21 protein-coding genes and 3 pseudogenes are annotated in these 23,897 nt (G+C 71.9%); 12 read left to right on the forward strand and 12 right to left on the reverse strand.

Annotated elements, in window-relative coordinates; translation table 11 throughout:
* Positions 1–20: 20 nt before the first annotated feature.
* Positions 21–998, reverse strand: a complete 978-nt coding sequence (locus AB0M28_RS17300; RefSeq protein ID WP_365404801.1) for a DUF5937 family protein — start codon at positions 996–998, stop codon at positions 21–23.
* Positions 999–1,046: 48 nt separating this feature from the next.
* On the opposite strand from AB0M28_RS17300, the gene AB0M28_RS17305 reads away from it, so the two are divergent.
* Entirely contained in the window at positions 1,047–2,243 is a 1,197-nt protein-coding gene (locus tag AB0M28_RS17305; protein ID WP_365404804.1) for an MFS transporter, read from the forward strand.
* Here the strand turns inward: AB0M28_RS17305 and AB0M28_RS17310 are convergent.
* The 5 genes from AB0M28_RS17310 to AB0M28_RS17330 form a co-directional block, all read right to left on the reverse strand.
* The gene (locus tag AB0M28_RS17310; protein WP_365404807.1) at positions 2,206–3,375 is read right to left on the reverse strand and encodes an NUDIX domain-containing protein; all 1,170 of its coding nucleotides are present in this window, start codon (positions 3,373–3,375) and stop codon (positions 2,206–2,208) included. The genes AB0M28_RS17305 and AB0M28_RS17310 overlap by 38 nt on opposite strands.
* A 47-nt stretch (positions 3,376–3,422) precedes the next feature.
* Positions 3,423–5,306, reverse strand: coding sequence for an ATP-binding cassette domain-containing protein (locus AB0M28_RS17315; protein WP_365404810.1), 1,884 nt, complete (start codon positions 5,304–5,306; stop codon positions 3,423–3,425).
* Complete coding sequence (locus AB0M28_RS17320) at positions 5,303–5,761, reverse strand: NUDIX domain-containing protein (protein ID WP_365404813.1); 459 nt, start codon at positions 5,759–5,761, stop codon at positions 5,303–5,305. The genes AB0M28_RS17315 and AB0M28_RS17320 overlap by 4 nt, the downstream gene beginning before the upstream one ends.
* On the reverse strand, positions 5,758–5,886 hold the full coding sequence (locus AB0M28_RS17325; protein ID WP_365404816.1) for a hypothetical protein: 129 nt from the start codon (positions 5,884–5,886) through the stop codon (positions 5,758–5,760). The genes AB0M28_RS17320 and AB0M28_RS17325 overlap by 4 nt, the downstream gene beginning before the upstream one ends.
* Positions 5,887–6,188: 302 nt before the next feature.
* The gene (locus AB0M28_RS17330; RefSeq protein ID WP_365404819.1) at positions 6,189–6,332 is read right to left on the reverse strand and encodes a hypothetical protein; all 144 of its coding nucleotides are present in this window, start codon (positions 6,330–6,332) and stop codon (positions 6,189–6,191) included.
* Positions 6,333–6,585: 253 nt separating this feature from the next.
* On the opposite strand from AB0M28_RS17330, the gene AB0M28_RS17335 reads away from it, so the two are divergent.
* From AB0M28_RS17335 to AB0M28_RS17355, 5 genes and pseudogenes are all read left to right on the forward strand, one after another.
* Positions 6,586–7,563 carry a DUF5937 family protein gene (locus AB0M28_RS17335; RefSeq protein WP_365404822.1) on the forward strand — a complete coding sequence of 326 codons (978 nt, stop codon included), beginning with the start codon at positions 6,586–6,588 and terminating at the stop codon, positions 7,561–7,563.
* Between the two features lie 96 nt (positions 7,564–7,659).
* The gene (locus AB0M28_RS17340) at positions 7,660–8,934 is read left to right on the forward strand and encodes an epoxide hydrolase family protein (RefSeq protein ID WP_365404825.1); all 1,275 of its coding nucleotides are present in this window, start codon (positions 7,660–7,662) and stop codon (positions 8,932–8,934) included.
* Between the two features lie 120 nt (positions 8,935–9,054).
* Positions 9,055–9,249: a hypothetical protein gene (locus AB0M28_RS17345; RefSeq protein ID WP_365404828.1), complete on the forward strand. Its 195-nt coding sequence runs from the start codon at positions 9,055–9,057 to the stop codon at positions 9,247–9,249.
* 534 nt (positions 9,250–9,783) lie between these two features.
* A pseudogene (locus tag AB0M28_RS17350) lies at positions 9,784–10,393 on the forward strand (hypothetical protein).
* A 183-nt stretch (positions 10,394–10,576) separates the two neighbouring features.
* Positions 10,577–13,085: pseudogene (locus AB0M28_RS17355) on the forward strand (LuxR C-terminal-related transcriptional regulator).
* A gap of 9 nt (positions 13,086–13,094) precedes the next feature.
* Here the strand turns inward: AB0M28_RS17355 and AB0M28_RS17360 are convergent.
* Positions 13,095–13,895, reverse strand: coding sequence for an alpha/beta fold hydrolase (locus tag AB0M28_RS17360; RefSeq protein ID WP_365404831.1), 801 nt, complete (start codon positions 13,893–13,895; stop codon positions 13,095–13,097).
* Positions 13,896–14,118: 223 nt separating this feature from the next.
* Positions 14,119–14,292 (reverse strand): annotated as a pseudogene (locus tag AB0M28_RS17365) (alpha/beta hydrolase); the annotation flags it as partial.
* Positions 14,293–14,481: 189 nt separating this feature from the next.
* On the opposite strand from AB0M28_RS17365, the gene AB0M28_RS17370 reads away from it, so the two are divergent.
* The 3 genes from AB0M28_RS17370 to AB0M28_RS17380 all read left to right on the forward strand — a co-directional run bounded on the left by AB0M28_RS17370 (position 14,482) and on the right by AB0M28_RS17380 (position 16,701).
* Positions 14,482–14,754 (forward strand): DUF2255 family protein, encoded by a 273-nt coding sequence (locus AB0M28_RS17370; RefSeq protein ID WP_365404834.1) that lies wholly within the window; start codon positions 14,482–14,484, stop codon positions 14,752–14,754.
* A 216-nt stretch (positions 14,755–14,970) separates the two neighbouring features.
* Positions 14,971–15,825: a Bax inhibitor-1/YccA family protein gene (locus AB0M28_RS17375; RefSeq protein ID WP_365404837.1), complete on the forward strand. Its 855-nt coding sequence runs from the start codon at positions 14,971–14,973 to the stop codon at positions 15,823–15,825.
* A 393-nt stretch (positions 15,826–16,218) separates the two neighbouring features.
* Positions 16,219–16,701, forward strand: a complete 483-nt coding sequence (locus tag AB0M28_RS17380) for a hypothetical protein (RefSeq protein WP_365404839.1) — start codon at positions 16,219–16,221, stop codon at positions 16,699–16,701.
* A gap of 136 nt (positions 16,702–16,837) precedes the next feature.
* Here the strand turns inward: AB0M28_RS17380 and AB0M28_RS17385 are convergent, their stop codons facing one another.
* Positions 16,838–18,277: an NAD(P)/FAD-dependent oxidoreductase gene (locus AB0M28_RS17385; RefSeq protein ID WP_365404842.1), complete on the reverse strand. Its 1,440-nt coding sequence runs from the start codon at positions 18,275–18,277 to the stop codon at positions 16,838–16,840.
* A gap of 55 nt (positions 18,278–18,332) precedes the next feature.
* On the reverse strand, positions 18,333–18,779 hold the full coding sequence (locus tag AB0M28_RS17390) for a VOC family protein (protein WP_365404845.1): 447 nt from the start codon (positions 18,777–18,779) through the stop codon (positions 18,333–18,335).
* A 260-nt stretch (positions 18,780–19,039) separates the two neighbouring features.
* On the opposite strand from AB0M28_RS17390, the gene AB0M28_RS17395 reads away from it, so the two are divergent.
* Complete coding sequence (locus tag AB0M28_RS17395) at positions 19,040–19,468, forward strand: hypothetical protein (RefSeq protein ID WP_365404848.1); 429 nt, start codon at positions 19,040–19,042, stop codon at positions 19,466–19,468.
* A gap of 2 nt (positions 19,469–19,470) precedes the next feature.
* On the opposite strand, the gene AB0M28_RS17400 is transcribed toward AB0M28_RS17395, so the two are convergent.
* On the reverse strand, positions 19,471–21,006 hold the full coding sequence (locus AB0M28_RS17400; RefSeq protein WP_365404851.1) for an MDR family MFS transporter: 1,536 nt from the start codon (positions 21,004–21,006) through the stop codon (positions 19,471–19,473).
* Between the two features lie 229 nt (positions 21,007–21,235).
* Between AB0M28_RS17400 and AB0M28_RS17405 the strand changes: the two genes are divergently transcribed.
* Both AB0M28_RS17405 and AB0M28_RS17410 read left to right on the forward strand, forming a co-directional pair.
* Positions 21,236–21,724: a TetR/AcrR family transcriptional regulator gene (locus tag AB0M28_RS17405; protein ID WP_365404879.1), complete on the forward strand. Its 489-nt coding sequence runs from the start codon at positions 21,236–21,238 to the stop codon at positions 21,722–21,724.
* A 53-nt stretch (positions 21,725–21,777) separates the two neighbouring features.
* Positions 21,778–23,190 (forward strand): CHASE3 domain-containing protein, encoded by a 1,413-nt coding sequence (locus AB0M28_RS17410; protein WP_365404853.1) that lies wholly within the window; start codon positions 21,778–21,780, stop codon positions 23,188–23,190.
* A gap of 211 nt (positions 23,191–23,401) precedes the next feature.
* On the opposite strand, the gene AB0M28_RS17415 is transcribed toward AB0M28_RS17410, so the two are convergent.
* Positions 23,402–23,806: an SsgA family sporulation/cell division regulator gene (locus AB0M28_RS17415; protein ID WP_365404855.1), complete on the reverse strand. Its 405-nt coding sequence runs from the start codon at positions 23,804–23,806 to the stop codon at positions 23,402–23,404.
* Positions 23,807–23,897: the final 91 nt, after the last annotated feature.

Genomic DNA, 23,897 nt, shown 5'->3' on the forward strand with positions numbered 1-23,897 from the left:
GAGGCCGGGCGGGGCGGGACTCAGGGCGTGGCGCACAGCGTGTCGCCCAGTCGCGACCGTTCGTAGAACACCTCGCGCCCACTGCGGCGGCGCGTCACCAGCCCGCCCTCCCGCAGCACCGTCAGATGCTGGCTCACCGCGCCCGGGGCCATGGACAGCCGCCGCGCCAGGCTGGTCGTCGTGGCGGCGTCGCCGAGCGAGACGAGGACCCGGGCCCGGGTCCTGCCGATCAGCGCGTCCAGCGCCCCCGGCGTCGGAACGGTCCCCTGCGACCAGAGCGTGCCGACGCCGGGTACGGGATAGGCGAGCATCGGCTGGTACGGCTCGGCCATCACGGCCGTGTCCGGCCAGTGGAAGACACTCGGGACCAGGATCATGCCGTCGCCGCTCAGCGGTCCGCTGCGCCGCCACACCCGGGTGCGCACCCGCAGCCGCCCGTGGTCCCAGGCGATGTTCGGGTGCAGGTCGTTGAACATCGCGCCCGCGCCGTCCCGGGCCAGCTGTCGGGTCCGGCGCAGGACCTCCGCCTCGAACAGGCCGCGGATCTGCGGCCAGAACCGGGCCAGCGCCGTGTCCCAGAACAGCCTCAGTTCCGCGGCCGCGCGGCTGACCCCGGCGGCGGGGTCGGCCAGGAAAGCGCGCAGGACGGGTCCGTCCGCGCCGGGCAGCCGGCTCGCCTCCGCGACGGCCTCGCCGAGGTCGGCCGCGCCGACGGCGGCCAGTTCCGCGTCGATGTCCGGCAGCGGACTCGTCGGCGCGGGCGTCAGGAAGTCCGCGAAGTACGGGCCCGGCGGCACCAGCGCGAACAGCAGCCGCAGGTCCGGCCCGGCCAGCCGCGGCCGCACCGCCCGGATCCACGGCAGGTGCAGGGCCTGCCGGCCGGGCTCCTGCAGCACGCGCAGAGCGGCCACCGCCTCGGACACTGGCGAGAAGGCGAACCTCAGCCTCGCCAGGTCGACCGAGGTGAAGTCGAACTCGGCATACGAGGGTTCAGTCACGGATGAAACATTTAGGGGCTCGCGGGTCCCGGGTCAACCATGACCGGCATGGCAGTCCTCACGCCCCGGCCGTCCCGGGCACCCTCCGGTCCCTCGTCGTTGCCGCGCCCTTTCTGGACGCTGTGGCTCGGCGTCGTCATCAATCGCACGGGCGCGATCGTCCAGCCCTTCCTGTCCGTGTACCTGGTCGAGGTCCAGGGCTTCACCCTCGCCCGGGCCGGAGCCGTCATGACGGCCTTCGGCGTGGGGTCGCTGCTCTCCCATGTGCTGGCCGGCTGGCTCACCGACCGGTTCGGCCGCCGGCCGACCCTCACCTGCGGCATGCTCGCCACCTCGGCCGCGATGGTCGCCCTCGGCGCGGCGCGCGGATTCACGGCCGTGGCAGTGGCGGCGTTCCTCCTCGGGCTCACCATCGAGTCGTACCGGCCCGCCGCGCAGGCGATGGTGGCCGACCTGGTACCGCCTCCGCTGCGGCAGCGGGCGTACGGGCTGCTGTTCTGGGCGACGAACCTCGGCTACGCGGTCGCGATGGTCGCCGGCGGCCGGCTCGCCGACCACGGGGCGCATGCCATGTTCGGCGTGAACGCGGCCGTGGCACTGGTCTTCGCCGCCGTGGTGTGGCGCGCCGTACCCGAGTCGCGCCCGGCCGAGGGGCCGCCGCCCGGCCCGCAGCTGCGCACCGCGCTGCGCGACCGCCCGATGCTCGCGGTGTGCGCCGTCACCTCGGCGTACGGCCTGCTGTTCGCCCAGGCGTTCACCACGCTCCCGCTCGCGATGGCCGAACAACGGGTCAGTCGCGCGGACTTCGGCCTCGCCATGGCGCTGAACGGGGTCCTGATCGTCGTACTCCAGCTGCCGGTGACCGGATGGCTGGCGCGCTGGGACCGCGTCCGCGTGCTGGCCGCCGGGACCACCGTGGTGGCCGCCGGCTTCGCGCTCACCGCGCTGGTCCACGACGCGCGCACGCTCGCGCTCACGGTGGCGGTCTGGACCGCCGGGGAGATCGTCGTGGCCGGGACGCTGCCCTCGATCGTGGCGGACCTGGCCCCGCCCGGACTGCAGGGCACGTACGCGGGCGTCTCCGGCATGAGCTGGGCGGCGGGCGCGGCACTCGCACCGCTCGCCGGCGCGGCCCTGCTCCCCGTGGGACCGCGCCCGCTGTGGCTCACCCTCGGCGCCGTGGGCGCGGCCGCCGCGCTGGGCACGCTCATGGCCGGCGCCTCGGTTCGACGGCGTACGGCGTGAAGTGGGCCGGCGGATGGTCGACGGGGAGGTCGCTGCGCCAGGCGGTGAGGACCTGCGCGCTGCAGACGAACAGACCGTCGGGCAGCCGGTGCAGCGGCCACCAGCGCCAGTCGCCCAGCTTCTCGTCCGGCTGGTCGCGGGGCTCGCCGCGCCAGGCGGTGACCTCGGCGGCGACCGTGAGGCGGACGACCCCCTGGACGTCGTCGAGCAGCGTGCCGAGCAGCCTCACGTCGGCAGGGCGTGCGTGCAGGCCCGTCTCTTCGCGGACCTCGCGCACGACCGTCCCGGTCAGGGACTCCCCCGGTTCCACGGTGCCGCCGGGCAGCTCCCAGGTCCCGCGCCGGTGCCGGCCCAGGAGCACCCCGCGCGGGGTGTGCAGGACGGCGCCGACACCGATCGCCGCGTGCGCGACCGGCGGGAGCGCGGCGCGGGGCCGGGACGTGACGCGGGGCGGGCGGTGGGCGTGGAAGAGGCGGTACGAGACGGGGTTGCCGGCGTCCGGGGCGTCGAGGGTGTCGACCTGGTCGAGGCGCAGGCCGTGTTCGACGAGGAGGTCCTCCCAGAGGGTCGGGGTCAGCACCCACATCCGCACGGCCAGCGTGCCGCCGCCGGCCAGGTGCAGCGTCTCGGGCCTGGCGGCGACCTCGGAGGCGGGCCCGTGCCCTGCAGCGTCGGTGTGCAAGGCGGTGAAGTGGAGCCGTCCGCCGGGGGCCAGGGCGCGGGCGACCGCGGGGAGGAGCCGGTGGGGGTCGATGTAGGGGAAGGTGTTCATCGCGTAGATGACGTCGTACGGGTCGGTGGTGTCCAGGTGCTCGACGGCGTCGGCCTGGATGAGGTTCAGCCCGGGCAGGTCGCCGTAGCGCTCGCGGGCACGCCGGTGCTGCGTGGGTGACGCGTCCACCGCGTCGATCGTGACGCCGTACTCCCGCACCAGGTGCGCGGCGTGCCGGGCGACGCCGCAGCCGAGGTCCAGGACGCGTTTGCCGGCCAGGTCGCCGAGGACCTCGGCGCCGGGGCCCGTGTTCCACCAGCCCCAGTCGATGCGGTCCACCTCGGGCGTCGTGGTGCCGCGTTGCAGGTGGTGGCTGCCGTACCGCTGCCAGGCGGTGGCGTTGGCGGTCTCGGGGGTCATCGGGGCTGTTCCTTCCCTGCGATGGAGTTCAGCGGTCTTGAGAGAGCTCAGCGGTCCTGTGAGAGAGCGAGGAGTCCGGCGAACGTGCCGCCGGCGTGGGCGAGTTCGTCGTAACGGCCCTGCTCGGTGATGCGGCCGCCCTCCATGACCACGATGTGGTCGGCGACCTTGGTGTTCTCCAGCCGGTGGGTCACCACGATGGTGATCCGGCCGGCGGCGATCGCCTTGATCTGCTCGAAGACGGCGTGCTCCCCGCGCGGGTCCAGCTGCGAGGTCGGCTCGTCGAGGATCAGCAGCTCCGGCCGCCGGTACAGGGCGCGCGAGCAGGCCAGGCGCTGCCACTGGCCGCCGGACAGCTCCGCGCCCCCGAAGAACTCCCGGGCCAGCAGGGTGTCCAGCCCGGCCGGGAGGTCCTCGACCGCCGCGCGCATGCCGACCGCGTCGACCGCCTCCCACACCGCGTCGTCGTCGGCCGTACGGGGCTGGCCGAGGGTGACGTTCTCGCGGACCCGCAGCGGCCACTGGGCGAAGATCTGCGGGACCAGCCCGGTGTGCCGCCACACCGACGCGGGGTCCGTCCCGGCGAGGTCGGTGCCGTTCCAGGAGACCGTGCCCTTGTCGGCGAGGTAGATGCCGGTGATCAGGCGGGTGAGGGTGGACTTGCCGGAGCCGTTCACCCCGACGACGGCCAGGATCTGGCCTCGCCGGAGGGTCAGGGACACCCGGTCGACGGCGGGCTTCTCCTTGCCGGGGTAGTGGTAGCTGACCTCCTCCAGCCGGATCTCCTCCACCGGCGGGCGCACCAGGGCGTGCGGGCCGCGCCTGGGGCGCCGGGCGGCGGCGTCGTCGAGGAAGGACTGCATGTCCGCCAGATACAGACTGGTGTGGAAGACGGCAGCCCCGTTGGTCACCACCTGCGACAGGGCCGCGAGCGTCGTCTGTACGGCGATCACCGCGGTGGCGGCGACGGCCGGGCCCACCCGGCCGGTCGCGGTCAGCCACGCCAGCACCGTCCACGTACCCACCAGGAACACCCCGCCGGCGAAGGAGGAGCCGAGCGCGATGCGCAGGGTGCGCGGGGTGGCGGCGAGGGTGCGCCGGTCGATCCGTTCCGACAGGGAGCGGTACCAGAAGAGCAGGTAGTCGGCCATGGAGTTGGCGCGGACCTCGTCGCTGTACTTCGGGGTGGTCGACCACCAGCGCATCATGCCGCGCACGTTGCGGTCGACGACGTTCGCGTAGTGGATCCCGTAGTCGACCCGTGCGGCCAGCACCGCGCCGACCGCCGCCGGCAGCACGGCCAGGACCAGCAGCGGGAGCATCAGCGGATGCAGAGCGGACAGCACCCCGCTCGCGGTGACCATCCTGATCAGGGCGGCCAGGAAGCGTTGGGCGTCGTGGACCATGACATGGGTGCGGATGACGCCCATCTCCGCGGCCTCCTGGCGGTCGGAGAAGCCGTCGGCCGCGTACGCGGCGGCCTCGACGCGGCAGACCGCCTCCACCAGCGCGGTGTCGGTGGCGGTGGTCAGCCGTGGTGTGATCCGCCGGTCCGCGTAGGCGGCCAGGGCGGTCGCCGCACGGATCAGGGCGGTGGCCGCGGCGACGGCCAGCAGCGCGGGCAGCGCCTGCCGCAGCCGCTCGTCGACCGGCCCGGACCCGAGGAGCGGCCGCATGGCGCGGGCGGTGGCGGTGAGGGCGACGGCGGCGGCGACGCCGGTGGTGAGCTGGCAGACCAGGAGCAGGGTCACGGCCCGGCGGTCGACGGCCCACGCCATCGCCGCGATACGGCGCAGGACCGCAGGGAGCCGGCCGCACAGGGCACGGAAGGAGACCTCCCCGAGCGGGTTCACCGCGTGCTGCCCGGTGTAGGTGATCTCGGCGGGCGGCGGCGGGGCGGGCCGGGTGCCGGCCAGCGGTTCGGTCGTCATCGGTGTCCCCCGTCGAGCGTGATCGGCCAGCCGTGTTCGGAGTACAGCTCCCCGCCGGAGAAGCGCCGCAGGAGCGCGCCGGTGGCGGTCCCGCAGTCGGCGGGCGGAGTGCCCGGGCGTGCCCACACCAGGCCGGTGTGCCGGTGCGGGGCGGCGTTGAAGGGCTCCCCCGCCCAGCGCTGCGCGGTGAACACGACGCCGAGGCGTGGTACGCCGTCGGGGCGGAGGTGATCGGCCAGATGGCAGAACTCCAGGTCGCCGGTGGCGACTTCCACCCCGATCTCCTCCCCCACCTTCCGCACCGCCCCGGCGCGGACCGCCTCCCCCGCCAGCAGGGGACCGGCGACGAGGGCCAGCCGGCCGCCGAGAGCACGCCGCAGCAGCAGCACGTGCCCGTTGGGCCGCTGCAGTACGACGATCACGTCCACTTCGCTCCGGTCGCATCGGTCGGTCACGGGCGCGCCTCCCGGTCCGGTGCCGGGCGGTCGCCGGTGGCGGCGCGGTCCGCGGTGGCGCCGTGGAGTTGACCGACCCGCTCGAACAACAAGCGGGCACCGTTGACGTTGGGATGCAGGGACATGCGCGCTCCTCCTGGGCTGCTCGTTCGGACGGATGCTCGGAGAAACGACCCCCGTTGGAGGGCAGTCACGGCCCGGAAAGGAGGTCATCGGGATCGCGTGTTCGGTACGGCGGTGGGGGGCTTGCGCCACCGCGGCGGGCACTCGGAACGGCGCTGTGCGAATCACCCGGCCGGGGTGAGGTCACCCGGGTGGGGGATTGCCCGCACAGAGCGAAGGCCCCGACCGTTTCCCCGGTCGGGGCCTTCGCTCTGCTCCTGTCCTCGTGTGCCCGGCTTCGCGGCCGGGCGGTCCGGCCGCCATCTCAGGCGGCCTTCACCCACTCGCGGCGGGTGCCCGCGGCCTGCGACCGCGAGCGGTTCGCCTTGGCCTTGCGGGCCAGCCGGTAGGCGGCGGCCGCACGGCGCAGTTCGGCGTTGCGGGACTTGGCGATCTCGTAGTCGTACATCTTCTGTCTCCTTGGGAGGCTCTCGGCCGGTGTCCCCGGCCTTGTGTTACTACTGTCGCGCCCCAGGGGGGTCCGCCACATCGGGCGACTTCGGTATCTCCGCTCCCCCCACGCCTTAGTTCCGGGCCCGCACACCTCAGATGACGCCTAAGGCCCCGGCCGGACCGCCTAAGCAGTGCGCCGAACCGTGTCCCCGGCGCGTGAACCGGCCTAGGATCGCGACGTGATCCGGCTGCGGATGAGTTGGGCTGACGTGGCGAGGACCCGGTTCGGGTGCTCGCCGCTCGGGGAAGTCGTGCAGAGCCTGTACCAGTTGGCGTCCCGGCGGGTGTCGCCGCTGCACCGGCCGTGGGCGGCGGCGACCCGGGACGGGCTGCGCGTGGTGGACATGGCGCTGCTGGGCGCCGTGGTGCCCGCGGGCCCGTACGTGGCGGACTTCCTCTTCGCCGCGGCCGCGCGGCCCGGGACGATCGACGTGCAGCTGCAGGCCGTCGCCGCCACGGATCCCGCGACGGTGCGCGCCGACCTCGCGGCCGTGTACGGGCGCGAGCCGGTGCCGCGGGCGGCTGCCGCGGTCCAGGGCGTGGGCGGGGCACGGCGGTTGGCGGACGCGCTCGGGTGCTACTGGGAGGTGGCGATCGAGCCGTACTGGCCCCGGCTGCGCGCCGTGCTGGAGGACGACGTGGCGTACCGGGCCGGCCGGCTGACCGGCGGCGGGGTCGACGCGCTGCTGTCGGGGCTGCATCCCGAGATGAGCGTGTCCGGTGAGGTGCTGCAGATCGGCAAGCGCCGGCACGCCGTCGACCACGATCTGGCGGGTGACGGGCTGATGCTCATCCCGTCGGTGTTCGCGTGGCCGGGACTGATGGTCGACAAGGAGCCCGGCCGCCCCGCGACGGTCGTCTACTCCTGCCGCGGCGTCGGCACGCTGTGGGAGGCCGACGAGCGGGAGCCGGACGACGAGAGCGCCCTCGGGGCCCTGCTCGGGCACAGCCGCGCGGCGGTCCTCGACGCGCTGGCGCTGCCGCAGACGACCACCGAGCTCGCGCGGGTGCTCGGGCAGAGTCCGCCGTCGGTGAGCTTCCACCTGTCGGTACTGCGGCGCAGTGGGCTGGTGACGTCGTGGCGGTCCGGTCGGCGGGTGCTCTACCGGCGTACACAGCTGGCCGACGGGCTGGTCACGGCGAGCGGTCCGGAGGTGGAGCAAGGCCGGGGCGCACAGCGGATGTAGAGCTCCCGCCGATTCCACCCCCATGGAATCGTTGGGCCGCTCCCGGCGCCCCTGCCACGGTGGGTCCGCATCCACGACCTACCCCGGGAGGATCCCGTGCGCAACGAGAGCACCCGCGGCCCGAGCCGCCGCAACGTTCTGCAGTCCGCGGCCGCCGTCGGCGCCGTCGCGGCACCCCTGAGCTGGGCGGCGGCGTCGCCGGCGCACGCCGCGACCGGCCTGGCGCTGCCCGAGGCCACGACGGACGTGACGCCGTTCCGGCTCGCGGTGCCGGACGGCGCGCTGGACGATCTGCGCCGGCGGCTGGCGGCGGCCCGCTTCCCCGAGCGGGAGACGGACGGCTCGCAGGGCGCCCCGCTGGACCGGGTGCGCGCCCTGGCCGACCACTGGCGTACGCGCTACGACTGGCGCCGGGTGGAGGCCCGGCTGAACCGGTTCGGCCAGTTCCGCACCCGGATCGACGGGCTGGGCATCCACTTCCTGCACGTACGCTCCCGGCACCCCGGGGCCGTGCCCCTGCTGCTCACCCACGGCTGGCCGGGCTCCGTCGTGGAGTTCCTGGACGTGATCGGTCCGCTGACCGATCCCCCGGCGTACGGGGGCAGTGCGGCGGACGCCTTCCACGTCGTCGTACCGTCGCTGCCCGGGTTCGGCTTCTCCGACCGGCCGGCGGCGACGGGATGGAACGTCCCGCGTATCGCCGCCGCGTGGGGGCTGCTGATGGAGCGTCTCGGCTACCGCCGCTGGCTGGCCCAGGGCGGTGACTTCGGCGGCAGCGTCACGCACGAGATGGCCAAGCAGGGACCGGCCGGGCTGGCCGGCGTCCACCTCAACTTCTTCCCGGTGTTCTCGCCGCCGGTGGGCGACCCGCCGACGGCGGAGGAGCAGGAGGCGCTGGCGAAGCTGCAGCGGTTCTTCAACGACGGCGCCGGTTTCGTGTACGAGCAGTCCACCCGCCCCCAGACCGTCGGCTACGGCCTGACCGACTCGCCGGTGGGGCAGGCGGCGTGGATCTACGAGAAGTTCCTGGAGTGGACGGACAGCGACGGCAACCCCGAGCAGGTGCTCGGCGTGGACCGGATGCTCGACGCCGTGATGCTGTACTGGCTGCCCGCCACGGCCGCGTCGTCGGCGCGTATCTACTGGGAGGACGCCCGCACCGCGGCCACGCCCGACGACTTCGCCGTGCCGGTCGGCTTCACGGTCTTCCCGCACGAGATCGTCCCGACGCCGAAGGTGTGGGCGGAGCGGGTCTACGGCTCCCGGCTGATCTACTTCAACACCGCCGCCCGCGGCGGCCACTTCGCCGCCTTCGAACAGCCGGCGCTCTTCACCGACGAGGTACGGGCGTTCGCCCGGCTGGTGCGCTGAGGGCCGTCGCAAGCGCTCCGAATCGTCACCGGCTTGACTGGTGACGAAATACCGTGCAGGCTTGCCATCGTCCGGTGGAGACCAGAGCACCGTCCACGGTCGATGAAGTGGAGTACCGCCATGAGCAAGCACGTCGCCACGGACCTCGCGGCAGCGGAGCGCAGCGCCCGCTTCGGCACGCTTCCCGAGCGGATCCGCTTCGAGGACATGACCGAAGCGGCGCAGGCCGAGCCGGGCGGCGGGGCGCGCACGTCGTACGATCCCGAAGGCGACTGGAAGTACTACTCCTGCCTGGCCCTCGACTTCGGGCTGTAGGGGCGGCGGGGCGACCGGTCACCCGGTCGCCACCCGTCATACGTTGACGACCATTCCACAACTCGTAGATTGCGCCGTTATCTGCAGCGCATCCTGCCGTGGGAAGGCACCCCGGGGGCGCGGCTCCCCGGGGGTGGAAATGGACAGGTCGACGTTCGGCGCGCTGCTGCGCGAGGCGCGGCGGCGTACCGCCCAGATGCCCCGCCAACTGCCGCCCGACCTGGCGACGTTCCGCGGCCGCGAGGACGTCCTGACGGCCGCCCGCGAACTCACACGTGTGGCGACCGAGCGCGGCGGATGGCCCGCTGCCCCTGACCCTGAACATCGAACGCGTGCTGGGCGTCACCGCACGGCAGACCGTCAGGGCGGAGTTCCGGTTCGATCCGGCAGATCGGGCGTGATCTCCTGCAGCAGGGGCTGCACTCGATGAGCGGCCCGGTGGCTGGAACACACCTACCGGCTCGTCCCCGCCGGCAGACGTCATCGCGCCGCCCTCCTGACCGGGTGTCCGGCGATCCGCGCGAGAATGGACTCATGACCTCACATCCGGACTCCCGAGCACTACGGGTGCCTTCCTCCGGTCGCGCCGGGCGCAACTGACCCCGCGGGAGTGCGGTTTGTCCGCGACGACCCGCAGGGTCGCGGAACTGCGCCGCGAGGAGGCCGCCCAGCTGGCTTCGATCAGCGTGGACTACTACACGCGGCTCGTGCAGGGCCGCGTACGGGCCTCCGGTCGGTGCTCACCACACTGGCGCCTGGACATCCTCGCGTGGAACCCCGCGGCCACAGCCCTCTACACGGACTTCGCCGCTCTCCCCGCCGATCGCCGCAACTACCTCCATCTCCTGTTCACCGACCCCGGCATCCGCGCGCTCCAACGCAAACGTGGCCCACGACGCCCGCGACGCGGTCGCCGCCCCTGCGCATGGAAGCCGCCGCGGACCCCGACGACCTCCACCTCGCCCGCCTCGTCGGCGACCTCAGCCTCGACTGCGACATCTGGACCAGCCCCGACGGATCGGGGCAACGTCTGATGGTTCTCACCGCCGAACCCCACGGCCCCTCCCACGACGCACTGCGCACGCTCACCTCCTGGCCCGCCGACCGGACGGAACCGATCACGTCCAACGGCGGTGGCGCATAACGCTGCTGCGGCCCCGAGGCGTGTCCGTCGAACTCGCCTTCCCCGGCCGCCGCGAAGGCGCTCATGTGTCTCCCAGCGCTGACACACTCGCAGAAGGTTTTCGACATACGTGTGACATCACCCCTTGGGGGATTTAGTCTCGTGTCCACCCAGGAACCCAGCGTGTGAGAGCCGGCGTTCCGTCTGACTCCATGGTGCCCAGCACGATTCGTACCGGCAGGACGCTCGCTCGTCCTTCGGGACGACACCGGTGTGGGCAAGAGCGCGCTGCCGGACCGCGTCGCCGACTTCGCGGCACAGGGCGATCACCGGGTGATGCGGGCGGTCGGCGTCGAGGCCGAGTCAGGCCTCCCGTTCGCAGGACTGCACCAGTTGCTGTATCCGCTGAGCTCCTGCATCGGCCGGCTGGACGGCAGCCACCGGGAGGCCTTCGACGGTGTGTTCGGCAGAAGCCGAGGCACACCTCCCTCCGTCATGACCCGCGGCATCGCGGTCCTCGACCTACTGGCACTGGCGGCTTCGCAGCAGCCTCTCGTGCTGGTTCTCGACGACGGCCAGTGGCTGGATCCGTCCAGCACGGAGGTCTTCGGCTTCGTCGGACGCCGGCTCACCGGCAGTTCGGTGAACATCCGAAGACCTGCTGGACCTGCACCATCCCGGTCTCGATCCCCGGATCCGCCGCCTGGTCCTGGACGAGGCCCAGGGAAATCCGCTGGCCCTGCTGGAACTTCCGCCCTACGTACGGGGCGGCCGGGTAGGACCGGATCCCAAGCAGCCGTTCGGCTACACCGGCATTCCACTGCCCCTGCGTCTGCAGCATGTGTACGGTTCCCGGATCGAGGCGCTCGACGACGGCGTACGAGCGGTGCTGCTCCGCGGAGCCCTGGACGGTGTGGGAGCGGGCTCGACAGCCGTCCGGACCCGGGCTTCGCGCTACCGCATGCTGGACGCCGACCAGGCCGCCGCCCTCGGTCTGCTCGACACCGATCCGCTCACCGGTGACTTCGTCTTCCGTCACCCCTTGGTGCGCTCGACCGTCGTCCAGATGGCGACCCCCAATGAGAGGCGCGCGGCACACGCGGCCCTGTCACATGTGCACCGTGAGGATGTGGAGCGGCACGCCACACACCTGGGCGCCTCGACGATCGACCCGGACGAGAAGGTGGCGGCTGCCCTGGAGGCGGCGGCGGACTCCGCCACTCGGCGGGGTGGCGCGCTGGCCGCCGTCGCCTGGCTGACCCGGGCCGCCGAGCTGAGCGAGAGCCATGGGACGGGTCACAGCGCCTGGGCGACGCGGCGTTCGTCGCCGGACACGCCGGGCAGCTCGATCAGGCCCGGCAACTGGTCCACTCCGCCACAGCGCCCGGGCCCGGCGAATCCCCGGCTTCCGTGGTCACGTCCGCGTACGTCGCGCTGTACGAGGACGGGGACGTACGCTCCTCCCGGCTGCAGGTGGTGGCCGCCATTGAGGACCTGCGCGCCACCGGGCCCGGGGAACCGAGCGAGGTACTCACACGCCTGGAGCGATGTGGTACGTCGTGGCGCCGGTGTGCGCAAGCGGGTGGAGAGCGCGTTCGCCGACCTCCACGACCTCGAGCCCTGGGACGTCACGCGGTTGGGCGTCGCCGCCTACCACGTCGACTGCCTCAGCCAGTACGGACCCCACCTGCAGCGGCAGGTGGATCGGGAGGTGGAAACGGGGGCCGTGGCGGCTGCCATGACGATGCTGCACCTGATCATGCTGGACCAGATGGCCGTCGGCGAGTGGGACGAGGCCGAGCGCACCGGACACCGCAACCTGGACCTGACGACGTCACATCGGCACACGCTGTTCGCCCATCACACCCGGGCCTATCTGGGCCTGCTGGCCGCGATGCGCGGCCAGGTCGAACGCGCGCGGGAACTGCAGGCCGCCGTCGACGCCTGGGCCCGCCCCCGCGGCGTCGGCTTCCTCATCCAGATCGCCGACGCCATCGGCACCACCGCCGCACTCAGCGAGGGCGATTACAAAGCCGCCAACCTCCACGCCATCGGCATCACGCCCCCTGGAACCTTCCAGCCCTACGCACACCAGGCCAGCCGCACTCTCCTCGACCTCGTCGAGGCGGCCCTCCACACCGGCCGTGCCGAACAAGCCCGCGCTCATGCCCTGGCCGCACGAGACGCCGGCCTCCCCGGCATCTCACCCCGCCTTGCCGTGATCACCAATGGCGCCCTCGCCATGACGGCCACCGATCCGGCCGAGGCCGACCGGATGTACCACCAGGCGGAGACCCACCCCTCCGCCCCGCACTTCCCCTTCGAACTCGCCCGCATCCGCCTCGCCCACGGGATCCGCCTCCGGCACACTCAGGGCAGGAAGATCGCGCGCCACTCCCTCACCCTGGCGGCAGAGGCCTTCGAACGCCTGGGAGCAGCCGCCTGGACCGAACGCGCACGGGCCGAGCTTCGGGTCGCCGGCACACCTGTCGCCGCGTCTTCATCGCATCTGACGGCACTGACGTGGCAGGAGCACCGGATCGCCTCCCTCGCCGCCGGCGGGCTCACCAACAAGGAGATCGGCGAGCGCATGCACCTCTCGCCGCGCACGGTCAGCTCCCATCTGTACCGGGTCTTCCCCAAGCTCGGCATCACCTCCCGCGCCGCACTCCGCGACGCGTTGGGCAGGCTTCCCGGGGATCGGCCTGTGTGACGCCCACGTTCAGCCCTCGGCGGAGTGGGCTCGTATGCCGTTCGCCTCGAGCCAGCCGAGAACGTGGTCGGCGACCTGGCGCCATCCGCTGTCGATGACCAGCGAGTGGCCGCGGTCGGGGAACTGCTTCAAGTCGGTTACGGCCGTGCTGTCGCCGTACTGCTTGTAGACCGCGCGGGTCACCGAGTCGGGCACCAGCCGGTCCTCCTGCCCGGAGACCAGCAGGAGGGGGCCACGGCCGGCGCTGCCGGTGTCCGCCCGGGCGCGTGAGCTGCGGGCCGCGCCGGCGCGGCAGAGGTCGGTGAGCACACGGCGCGGCGCGGGCAGGGCATAGCGCTCGAAGAGCCGGTGGGCCTGCTCCTCATCCTCCGTATTGGCCAGGACCCGGTGGAACTGCTCCGCGGACAACAACACGAGGTGGTCGCCGGCGTCCGAAGGAGAGGTGCTCCCCAGGGGGTTGGCCGGAAACGGGACACCGGTGATCGGGGCGGGTGCGATGGCCACGGCGGCCCGGCCGATGTCGAGGCCGATGAGGTGTTGCGCGATGAGGCCGCCGACGGAATGGCCGACGATCACCGGAGCCAGGTCGAACGAGCGCACGATGGCGGTGTAGTGATCGGTGAGCGCGTCCAGCCCGAGGTCGGCGAATGTCCCGGGGCGCCGGCGCTCGTCGTACGCGGTGGCCTGCTCTCCCGGCCAACCGGGTGCGAAGGGAAGGAACCCGCGGCGGGCGAAGCGTTTCGCCCACGCCTCCCAGGACAGCGCGTGCATCCACGCTCCATGGATGAAGACGACGGGAGTACGGTCCACGGTGGGTTCCTCCGAGCACGATGACAGCCCGGCACCAGCACGCGGGCGACGCTTTGAGCATCGTTCGGCCACGGATCACGGGCGACAGTTGAATGACTGAATGTCGGCCGGCTGAAGCAGGAGGACGGTGTGTCCGTGCCCCGGACGGAGTCGCCCGGGGCACGGACGGCGCGGGGCCCGCGGAGGCGGCGCGCCGGCGCGGTCAGCTCGCGCTCGCGGGGGTGAGACCGCGGGGCAGACCGCCGGACTTGCCCTGGTAGGCGGCGTCGAAGGCGAGGGCGACGAAGCCGCGCTCGGCCATCAGCCGGGCATAGGTACCGGACGTCTGCTCCTTGACTCCCGTACCGGGGTGGCCGACCACCAGCGCCGGCAGCGGGCCCGACGCCGGGGTGTCGGGCGGTGGAAGAGGCAGGATTCTGCCTGGGAAAGAACCTGCCCCCTCACACGTACGTCGCAACCGGGGCGGCGACGCGACACTGGAGGGCATGAATTCGGTTTCCCCTACCCACGGTTGCGAGGCGGCCCCGCACCGACCAGCCGCAGGAGCGCCCTGGACCTGACCGCCGGCGACGGCGGCAATCCCAGTGTGGAGATCGGCATGGTCGTCGCGGGCGGTCAGCTGTACGTCCGTGCCTACCGCGGAGTCCGCTCTCGCTGGTATCAGGCTGCACGCGAGCACGGTCACGGCCACATTCAGGTGGGTGACGTCAGGCACGATGTCGCGTTCCGGACCGAGGGCGTCGAACCCTCCGCCGACATCGACGACGCCTTCCGCGTCAAGTACGGGCAGTCGGCGCACCTCCTCGTCGCCGGCGCCGAGGCACGGGCCGCGACGATCCGGATCGTGCCGGCCGGCTGAGGTTCCAGTCGTCGACGGGTCGGGGGCTCCGTCCGATTGACCGCGGCCCGGTACGACGGGACTTGCCTCCTCGATGCGTCACCTGTCAAAGTGGTGACGCAAGAGCTGCCGTCATCGGGCCGGTGGACGGCCATCGGCACACGTGTGCCGCCGCGGACGCCCGACGACGGACGTTGTGCAGCAGGCCGCGCGTGCGGCGGACGAGGAGGAACGAACATGAGGACCAGCAACCCGATCTTCTCCCGCTGGGGCGGCTCCCGTGACGCCGGCCCGGCGGGTGCTCACCAGCCCAGTCCGGTGGGCGCGACGGTCGCCGGACACCAGGCGGGCGAGTACCGGACCAATCCCTACGCCTCCCCGGCCGACACCGGCCTGCGGGCCGCCTCAACCGCGGTCACCATGGACGACGTCATCGTCCGCACCGCGACGACCCTCGGCACCGTCACCCTCGCGGCAGTGGCGTCCTGGCTGCTGCTGCCGGTCGACGAGGCGAACCTCGGCCGGTCGTACGGCATTGCCGTGGCCGCCGCCCTCGGCGCCTTCGTCCTGTCGCTCGTCCAGGCGTTCAAGCGGTCGCCGTCCCCGGCGCTGATCCTCGGGTACGCGGCGCTCGAGGGCCTCTTCCTCGGCGTGTTCTCCAGCACGGTCTCGACGTACATCGCCCCGGGCGTGGTCGTGCAGGCGGTGCTCGGCACCTTCGCGGTGTCCGCGGGCACGCTCATCGCGTACCGGATGCGCTGGATACGGGTCGACCAGAGGTTCGCCGGCTTCGTCGCCGCCGCGGCGACCGGCTTCCTGCTGCTGCTGGTCGCCGACTCCCTCTTCTCCACCTTCGGAGCGGGAGGTGGCCTCGGCTTCCACAGCGGCGGACTCGGCATCGCCTTCGGCCTCATCGGTATCGTGCTCGGCGCCGCCTTCCTCGCCCTGGACCTCAAGCAGGTCGAGGACGCCGTCGCCTACGGCGCCCCGCGTGAGGAGGCGTGGCGGGCCTCCTTCGGTCTCACCATGACGCTGGTGTGGATCTACCTCGAGGTGCTGCGCGTGCTGACGATCTTCAACAGCGACAACTGATCGCTCCGGCACCGCGGGGGCCTGCCCGGCGGGCTCAGCGGCGAGTGGCCGACCTGTTCAAAGCGTTTCGACCCGCCCCTGGCAGGGGCGGGTCGAAACGGACAGCCCGCCCGAGAGCAGGGTGGGCCACCGCCCGCCCAGCCCGGAGCCGCGGCGCCGCAGTCCGACGATGCACAGCAGCCGGAGCGATGGCTCACGGCACACCGAAGACCCACCCGGACAGTATCGCTGGTTAAACCGGTGACGAAGGCGAAGGTGGCTCGCGTTCGTCGTTCGACGGCCTGTTACCGCTTTGGGTGTTCGCCAGGCGCAAGTGTCGACACTTATCTACGCAGAGATGCCGGGCCTGGGTATCATGCGCAGCAACGTTCATATCGAGGGAGCGCGACCGTTATGAGCAACCAGTCAACCGCCACCCGGTTGGTGGACCAAGCCTCGTCGGACCTGAAGGAGAATCGCCGTCTGCAGCAGGAGCTCGTGACGCGGATCGCGGTGCTGAAGCAGGAGGAAGCCCTCCTGACGGACATCCTGAACCTCGCCAAGCGGTACGAGAGCTTCACGGACCCGACCCGACTGCCCGAGCAGTTGCAGGACGAGCCCATCGCCGCGAACGTGACGCGTCGAGCATCCGCCGGGGCCGAGGCAGCCACACGAGGGAAGACGCGTCGACCTCTTCTCGGGGACCTCCTCCTGGAGTTGCTCGGCAAGTACGACGAGCCCCGCCTCGCGAAGGAGCTGCGGGACGAACTCCTCACCGAGCACCCGGACCGCAACCCGACCCCGCAGGTGGTACGGAACACGCTCGAGTCGCTGGTGGCCAAGGGGCGCGTCCGGCGCCACAAGCAGCAGCGCTCCGTGATGTACACGAGCCACTGACACCGCCCGCCTGCCCGACCGGCGATGGGCTGTCGCAACCGGCCGGGCGCCTACGCACGCATGCGCAGGCACATGTGCTCACATGTTCCCGGTTCATCGGATCGTTGGTCCGGTGTGTCGTCGACACAAGCCCAGTTCATGAGTCCCGCCACGTCTCCAGCAGGCGCAGCCACACCTCGCTGATCGTGGGGAACGCCGGTACCGCGTGCCAGAGGCGCTCGACGGGCACCTCGCCGGTGATGGCGACGGTGGCCGAGTACAGCAGTTCGCCGACGCCCGGACCGGCGAAGGTGGCGCCGACGACGACCTGTCGGTCCCGGTCGATCAGGATGCGGGCCCTGCCCCGGTAGTCGGGGCGGTACTGGAGGGCGCCCGCGAGGTGGCCCATCTCGTAGTCGACGACATCGACGTCACCACCGGTGCGCTCGGCCTCGCGCGTGGTCAGTCCCACCGAGGCGAGTTCGGGGTCGGTGAAGACGACACCCGGGACGGCCTCGCCGTCAGCGGTGGCACCGTGCGGCGTCCAGCGGCCGGTCTCGAGGCGCTCGCCGCGGGCCCGGGCGACGATCACGGCGCCCGCGATGCGGGCCTGGTACTTGCCCTGATGGGTGAAGAGGGCCCGGCGGTTGACGTCTCCGACGGCGTAAAGCCAGCCCCCGGGCACGGCGGTGACCGTCAGGCTGTCGTCGGTGGCCAACCAGTCGCCCGGGACCAGTCCCACCGTGTCGAGCCCGATGTCCTTCGAGCGCGGGCCCCGGCCGATGGCGAAGAGGATCTCATCGGCTTCGACTTCTCCGCCGTCCGACAGGGCTATCCGGATCACCCCGTCGCCTCCTCGCCCGGCGGCGACGACCGAGACATTGAGACGCACGTCCGCGCCGGCTTCCCGCAACCGCTCGGCCACCAGCTCGCCCGCGAAGGGTTCCATACGGGGCAACAGCCCCTCCTCCCGGGCGAGCAGAGTCACCTTGCTGCCCAGCGCCTGCCAGGCGGTGGCCATCTCGACGCCCACCACACCGGCGCCGACGACCGCCAAGCGCCCGGGCGGTTTGCCGGCGCTGGTCGCCTCCCGACTCGTCCAGGGCTTCAGGTTCTCGACGCCGGGCAGCGGGGGCAGGACCGCGCTGCTGCCGGTGCACACGGCCACGGCGTGCCGGGCGCGCAGCCGGACGGTCGCGCCGTCCGGGGTCTCCACCGACACCTCACGCTCCCCGGCGAGGCGCCCGTGGCCGCGCAGCAGGTCGATCCCGGCCGACTTGACCCACTGGACCTGGTCGTCGTCCTTCCATTCGGCGGCCATGCGATCGCGGTGTGCCAGCACGGCCTCGACGTCCAGCGGGTTCTTCACGGCCGGGTCGATCCCCGGAACGTGCATGGCGTCGGCACGCAGGATCGCCGGACGGAGCAGGGCCTTGCTCGGTTCGCAGGCCCAGTAGGAGCACTCCCCGCCGACCAGTTCGCTCTCCACGAGGACGGTGCTCAGACCTGCGGCGGTGGTGCGGTCCGCGACGTTCTCGCCGACCGGGCCTGCGCCGATCACTATGACGTCGTAGGTGCGGATGTTCTCGGACGTCATGCGTCCTCCTGTCGTGGAACGGGGCGGCGGGACGGTTTACGTGATCGACCCGGTCTCAGCGGCCGGGCGCGCGCTCGGTGACCTCCTGGAGGAACCACTCGTTGCCGTCGGGGTCCGTGAACGCGGCGAACGTTCCGTAGCTGGCCCGCTCAGGGTGCAGGCCCGGTACCCGGTGGGAGTCACCGGCATGGTGGAAGGCGCCGGTCTGGTCGCGGAACGGTCCGGAGACTGCCACACCTCGGGACTGCAACTCCTCCTGGGCCTCGACGATGTCGGTGACGGTCAGCTGGAGGCCGTGCAGCGTGCCTGCCTCCTGCCGGGTCAGGCCCTCGCCGAAGATGATCGAGCACTCGGAACCGGGCGGGGTGACCTGCACGATCCGATAGCCGTCATGGATCGGGAAGTCGGCATCCAGGCGCCAGCCGAGTTGGCCGGCGTAGAAACCCTTGGCTCGGTCCACGTCGGAGACCGGCAGAACGACGACTTCAAGCTTCATGTCCACTGTTTGCTCCCGCATTCGATGAATCGCGCACTGATGGGACCGGCCCATCGGCGTCGCGCTCCCACTGTCGGCCGCCGGTCACGGCGACCGCATCAGTCACTTGACGGTTCATCCGTGGCCGTCGTCTGCAGCAACGTGGTGTGCCCCGCCTTCGGCAGGTGAATCGTCACCGCCTTGACAGGTGACGCAGGAGGATGCACGCTGATGTCCGCCGCCGCCTTGGGCGACAACAGAGCAACTCGCCGGTGAAGGATTCCCCCATGACAGTCGTACGGTTCCATCTCGTCTCCAAGCTCAGCCCCTCGGACGTACGGGAGGTGCTGACCGATTTCAGCCCCTCCCGCGCCGACGTCTGGCCCACCATCGACGCCGAGCACTTCCGGGTCCACGAACTCGGCGACACCTGGGCCGAGGTGACCGAAGGCACCTCGGCCGCGTGGGAGCGCGCCCACTACGAGTGGGAGCCGGACGGCGACACCGTCACCGTCACCACGCTGGACTCCAAGCTCTTCGGGGCCGGCGGCGGCTGGGTCTTCCGTCTGACGCCCGAGGGTGCCGGCACCCGGGTCGACGTGGAGCTGACGCGGCAGCCGAGCACGCTCAGGGGCAAGATGCTGGCCGCCCTGCTCCCCCTCGCCGCCCCGCCCTCCTTGCGCAAGTCGTTCGCCGGTCCCCTGCAGGCCGCGTGAGCTCAGGCCGCCGGGGCGGCCTCGCGGGCGGTGTGCCGGTCGGAAGGACGGCCCTCGCCCCCGGCCTTGCGGGCGGGCTTGAGGAACAGAGCGAGCAGCACGCCGACGGCGAGGGTCGGCGCGATCCAGAGATAGCCCGTGGCCGTGGCGTGGGCGAAGGCGTCCAGCGCGGTGTCGCGCGGGGCGACGGGGAGTTGGGCGATGGTGTCGGGGCGGGCGGCGTCGAAGCCTCCGCCGGTCGGCAGACCGCCGGCGCGGTCGGCGAACTCGTTGCTGAGCAGGGCACCGAAGACGGCGACGCCGAAGGCCGCCCCGATGGACCGGGCGAAGGTGACCACCGCGCTCGCCGCACCGAGGTCGGCTGCGGGAACGCTGTTCTGGACGGTGGTCAGCACGACCATCGGCACCATGCCGATGCCGACACCCGTGATCAGGAAGTACAGGCCGAGGACGAACGTGCCGGTGGCGGCCCCGATCGTGCCCAGCAGGAGCAGTCCGGCGAGGTTGGCGAGCAGACCCCCGAGGAGGATCGGGCGCAGTCGGCCGGCGTGGGCGGACCAGCGTCCGGCCAGTGACTGGCTGATGACCAGCCCGGCCACCAGAGGCAGCATGTGCACACCGGAGAGCGTGGCCGAGACTCCGTGGACGATCTGCAGATACGTCGGCAGATAGACCAGGACACTGAACATCGCCGCGTTGGCGAGGAACCCGATCAGCGAGGAGAAGACCACGGTCCGCGAGGCGAGCATGGCCGGCGGCAGGACCGGGGCCGCGGCACGGCGCTCGACCGGCACGAGCAGCGCGGCCGTCGCGACGGAGGCGGCGATCAGGCCGAGGGTGGCCGGTGAGGTCCAGCCCCAGCGCTCGCCGAACGACGTGATCAGGATCAGGCCGGTGGCGGTCGCGGCCAGCAGCAGGGAGCCGAGGTAGTCGATGCGGGCACCGGCCCTGCTGACGGTCGCGGGCAGCGCACGCGCCGCGATGGCCAGGGCGACGGCACCGACGGGGAGATTGACCAGGAAGGCCCACCGCCAGGACAGCTGGTCGGTGAAGACGCCGCCGAGCAGCGGGCCGGCGATGCTGGCGACGCCGTAGACCGAACCGAACATCGCCTGGTAGCGACCGCGCTCGCCCGGGGCGACGATGTCGCCGACCAGGGCGAAGGTCAGCACGATCATGCCGCCGCCGCCCACGCCCTGGAGCACGCGGGCGGCGATCAGCTCGGGCAGGTTCTGGACCAGGCCGCAGGCCACCGAGGCGATCAGGAAGACCGAAGTGGCCGTCAGATACAGGCGCTTGCGCCCGAACATGTCACCCAGCTTGCCCCACACCGGCGTGACCGCCGTGGACGCGAGCAGGTATGCGGCGCTGACCCACGCGATGTCGTCGAACCCGTTCAGGTCCTCCGCTATCCGCGGCAGGGCCGTCGAGACGATGGTCTGGTCCAGGGACGCCAGAAGAACCGCCAGGATCAGGGCGCTCATGGCGGCGGCGACACCGCCCGTCCGGGGTGATCGAAGTTGTTGTGCCGTTGACATCGGAAGACTCCGTTCAAAGGGGTGGCAGGAGTGCTGCGGCAAGACGGTCTGACCACAGCTCCATGGCACTATCCGAGCTATCTGTCACTTCAATGTAGCACTTAATTCTTGTACCTCTACGCAAGAGAGGTAGTAGACCCTGCAGACTGCACACCGCGCCGCTACACTCGGTGCCGTGAGAGCAGACGCGACGCGTAATCTGGAGACCGTCCTGACGACCGGGGCGCGCATGCTGGCCGCCGATCCGGGCGCCAGCATCGCGAGCATCGCCGCCGAGGCGGGTGTGGACCGGCGCACCGTCTACCGGCGCTTCGCCTCACGTGAAGAGCTGCTCGCGGCCATCTACGAATCCCGCCTCACGGCCGTCGAGCACGCCATCGAGGACGCGCGGCTGCGCGAGGCACCCGTCGCCGTCGCCCTGCACCGCTACGTCGAGAACGTGATCGCCGTCAACCGCACCTGGCCCGTCGACCTGGCCCGGATGCTCGCCGACGACGCGCTCAGGCGGCGCCGGGAGACATCCGTCCGCGAAGTCGACGCGTTCCTGCAACGGGCCACCGACGAGGGCCTCCTGCGCGCGGATCTCCCCACGGGGTGGGCCGCCGCCCTGCTGCCCTCGCTCATGCATCTGGTCGCACGACAGATGCCGGAGCTGAGCCCGGCACAGGCCGCGGACGTGGTCGTCGACACGTTTCTGCGCGGGCTCGGCACGTCCTGACGAACACAGTGCCCAGCCCGGATGTCCCGATACCTTCCAGCGCAAGGCGGAGCATGAGCGCACAACTGAGGCGCCGGACGCGGCGACCGGGGCTGACGAGCCTCACGATCGCGGCGAGCGGCCTGCTCGCCCTGCTGATAGGCATCGCGTTCGCGGTCCTGCTGTGGGCGATCAACGACGCCAACAGCTCCACCTCGGCACGACGCGCCTCACGCACGGCGCTGCTCGAGGCCGGGAGCATGGAACAGCTGCTCCTGAACCTGGAGACCGGACAGCGCGGCTTCGTGATCACCAAGCGGGAGGACTTCCTGCAGCCCTGGCACGCCGCCCGCGAGAAGTTCCCCGCGGACGCACGGCGGTTCACCGAGACCGCCACCTCCACGGGGCAGCGGCGCACCGCCGACGGGATCACGAGGGACATCGAGTCCTTCATCGACGACTACTCGGTCCCGCTGGTCGAGATGGTCCGGCAGGGCGATCCCAACGCCTCCGGCCTCGACGAGGCGATCGAAGGCAAACGGCGCGTCGACGAACTGCGGGCCCGGTTCGACCGGTACATCACCGACGAACGCGCACAGCTCGCCGAGCGCACCGACACGGCCGGGACCAACAGCCGCCGGGCGATGCTCGCCGCCGGCGCGGGTCTCGCGGCGTCGATCGCACTGGTGGCCGTGTTCACCGTGCTCCAGCACCGAGCGGTGGTACGCCCGGTGCGCGGGGCGGCCGCCGCCGCGGAACGGCTGGCGGGAGGTGAGCTGGGCGTACGGATTCCCCCCAGCAGGATGCCCGAGGTCGCGGCGCTGGGCACGTCCTTCAACACCATGGCGACCTCGCTGCAGGACAGCCGCCGGCGCACCATGGAGAGCGTCGAAGCCGTCCATCGGCGCACGGCCCGGGACCTGCACGACGGGGCCCAGCAACGCCTGGTCAGCCTGATGATCGGGTTGAGGCTAGCGCGGGAGCTGATACCCGACGACGGCGATGCCACGGTGACCGATCTGCTGGACCAGTCGATCGACAACGCCCAGACGGCGATCAACGAACTGAGGGAACTCGCGTCGGGGATCTACCCGCTGGTCCTCACCGTCAAGGGTCTGGTGGCCGCGGTGAAGGACCTCGCCTCCCGCTGCCCGGTGGCCGTCACCGTCACGAGCACCGACGACCGGAGGATCTCCCAGGCCGTCGAGTCGAACGCGTACTTCGTGGTCGCGGAAGCCGTCACCAACGCGGTCAAGCACGCCGGGGCGTCCCGGATCGACGTACGGATCCGCTTCGGGGACGTCCTGCGGATCACGGTCGCCGACGACGGCATCGGCGGCGTGGCCAAGCACACCGCCGGCAGCGGCCTGACAGGGCTCGCGGACCGGGTGGCAGCCTTCGACGGCACCGTGGCCATCGACTCCCCGCCCGGCAACGGCACCACGATCCGGGTACAGATCCCGGTCCCGGCCGAGGTGCCGCACTAGGGCCTGTCTTCAAACTCCCGTCGTCCGCGCGGAGCGCGGGCGCTGCGGCGTTCGGTGCGTGCTCTCGGCGTGCGGCGTCGCAGGTCATGTGGCGGAGCCACCTGTCCTGTGGCGCCGTGCGGCGAGGGTGCGTGCCGGGCGTCGCAGCGCAGACGGGAGTTTGAAGACAGGCGCTAGGCGGCGGGCTTCGCGCGCCGCCCGACGCGCTGCGTCACTCCGCCAGGAGCACCAGCTCGTCCCAGTCCACGCCGTCCAGTTCGGTTCCCCGCGGAACCAGGGTGTAGGTCTCCGCCAGCCACTCCGCGACCGGATCGGCGGGGATCTCGAACAGCGCCTTGTGGGCGCTTCCCACCCGTACGCAGAAGGTGGCGGGCTCGCCGTCGTCGTCGTACACCGGCCACAGCACCACTTCGCCCTCGCCCGAGCGGGTGGCCAGGCCGTCGGCCAGCAGCTCCCGGGAGAAGAACCAGCGGACCGGCGACTCGCCGTCCGTGTTGAAGACGACGGCGACGGCGAGCGGGTCCTGCGGGTCGTACGAGAACTCACAGGGCAACGTCAGGGCCAGATCGGAGAACACCCAGTGCGTGATCTCCAGTGCCAGGTAGCGCTTGTGCATGGACGCCTCCAAGGGATTCGGCCGGTCGATCGGCCAGGACACCAGTCTCGGAGCAGTCCTCGTCCGGGTCTGTGGTGCGCTCCCTCGCCCG

Origin of the sequence: Streptomyces sp. NPDC051940, from assembly GCF_040680895.1 — a bacterium.
GTDB lineage: Bacteria > Actinomycetota > Actinomycetes > Streptomycetales > Streptomycetaceae > Streptomyces.

What these genes read in the sequence shown, in the direction of transcription:
- AB0M28_RS17380 (WP_365404839.1), top strand. Translation starts at nt 16,219, where the DNA reads ATGAGCAACCAGTCAACCGCCACCCGGTTGGTGGACCAAGCCTCGTCG.
- AB0M28_RS17375 (WP_365404837.1), top strand. Translation starts at nt 14,971, where the DNA reads ATGAGGACCAGCAACCCGATCTTCTCCCGCTGGGGCGGCTCCCGTGAC.
- AB0M28_RS17415 (WP_365404855.1), bottom strand. Translation starts at nt 23,806, where the DNA reads ATGCACAAGCGCTACCTGGCACTGGAGATCACGCACTGGGTGTTCTCC.
- AB0M28_RS17325 (WP_365404816.1), bottom strand. Translation starts at nt 5,886, where the DNA reads ATGTCCCTGCATCCCAACGTCAACGGTGCCCGCTTGTTGTTCGAGCGG.
- AB0M28_RS17395 (WP_365404848.1), top strand. Translation starts at nt 19,040, where the DNA reads ATGACAGTCGTACGGTTCCATCTCGTCTCCAAGCTCAGCCCCTCGGAC.
- AB0M28_RS17405 (WP_365404879.1), top strand. Translation starts at nt 21,236, where the DNA reads ATGCTGGCCGCCGATCCGGGCGCCAGCATCGCGAGCATCGCCGCCGAG.
- AB0M28_RS17410 (WP_365404853.1), top strand. Translation starts at nt 21,778, where the DNA reads ATGAGCGCACAACTGAGGCGCCGGACGCGGCGACCGGGGCTGACGAGC.
- AB0M28_RS17330 (WP_365404819.1), bottom strand. Translation starts at nt 6,332, where the DNA reads ATGTACGACTACGAGATCGCCAAGTCCCGCAACGCCGAACTGCGCCGT.
- AB0M28_RS17345 (WP_365404828.1), top strand. Translation starts at nt 9,055, where the DNA reads ATGAGCAAGCACGTCGCCACGGACCTCGCGGCAGCGGAGCGCAGCGCC.
- AB0M28_RS17385 (WP_365404842.1), bottom strand. Translation starts at nt 18,277, where the DNA reads ATGACGTCCGAGAACATCCGCACCTACGACGTCATAGTGATCGGCGCA.
- AB0M28_RS17305 (WP_365404804.1), top strand. Translation starts at nt 1,047, where the DNA reads ATGGCAGTCCTCACGCCCCGGCCGTCCCGGGCACCCTCCGGTCCCTCG.
- AB0M28_RS17400 (WP_365404851.1), bottom strand. Translation starts at nt 21,006, where the DNA reads ATGTCAACGGCACAACAACTTCGATCACCCCGGACGGGCGGTGTCGCC.
- AB0M28_RS17315 (WP_365404810.1), bottom strand. Translation starts at nt 5,306, where the DNA reads ATGACGACCGAACCGCTGGCCGGCACCCGGCCCGCCCCGCCGCCGCCC.
- AB0M28_RS17310 (WP_365404807.1), bottom strand. Translation starts at nt 3,375, where the DNA reads ATGACCCCCGAGACCGCCAACGCCACCGCCTGGCAGCGGTACGGCAGC.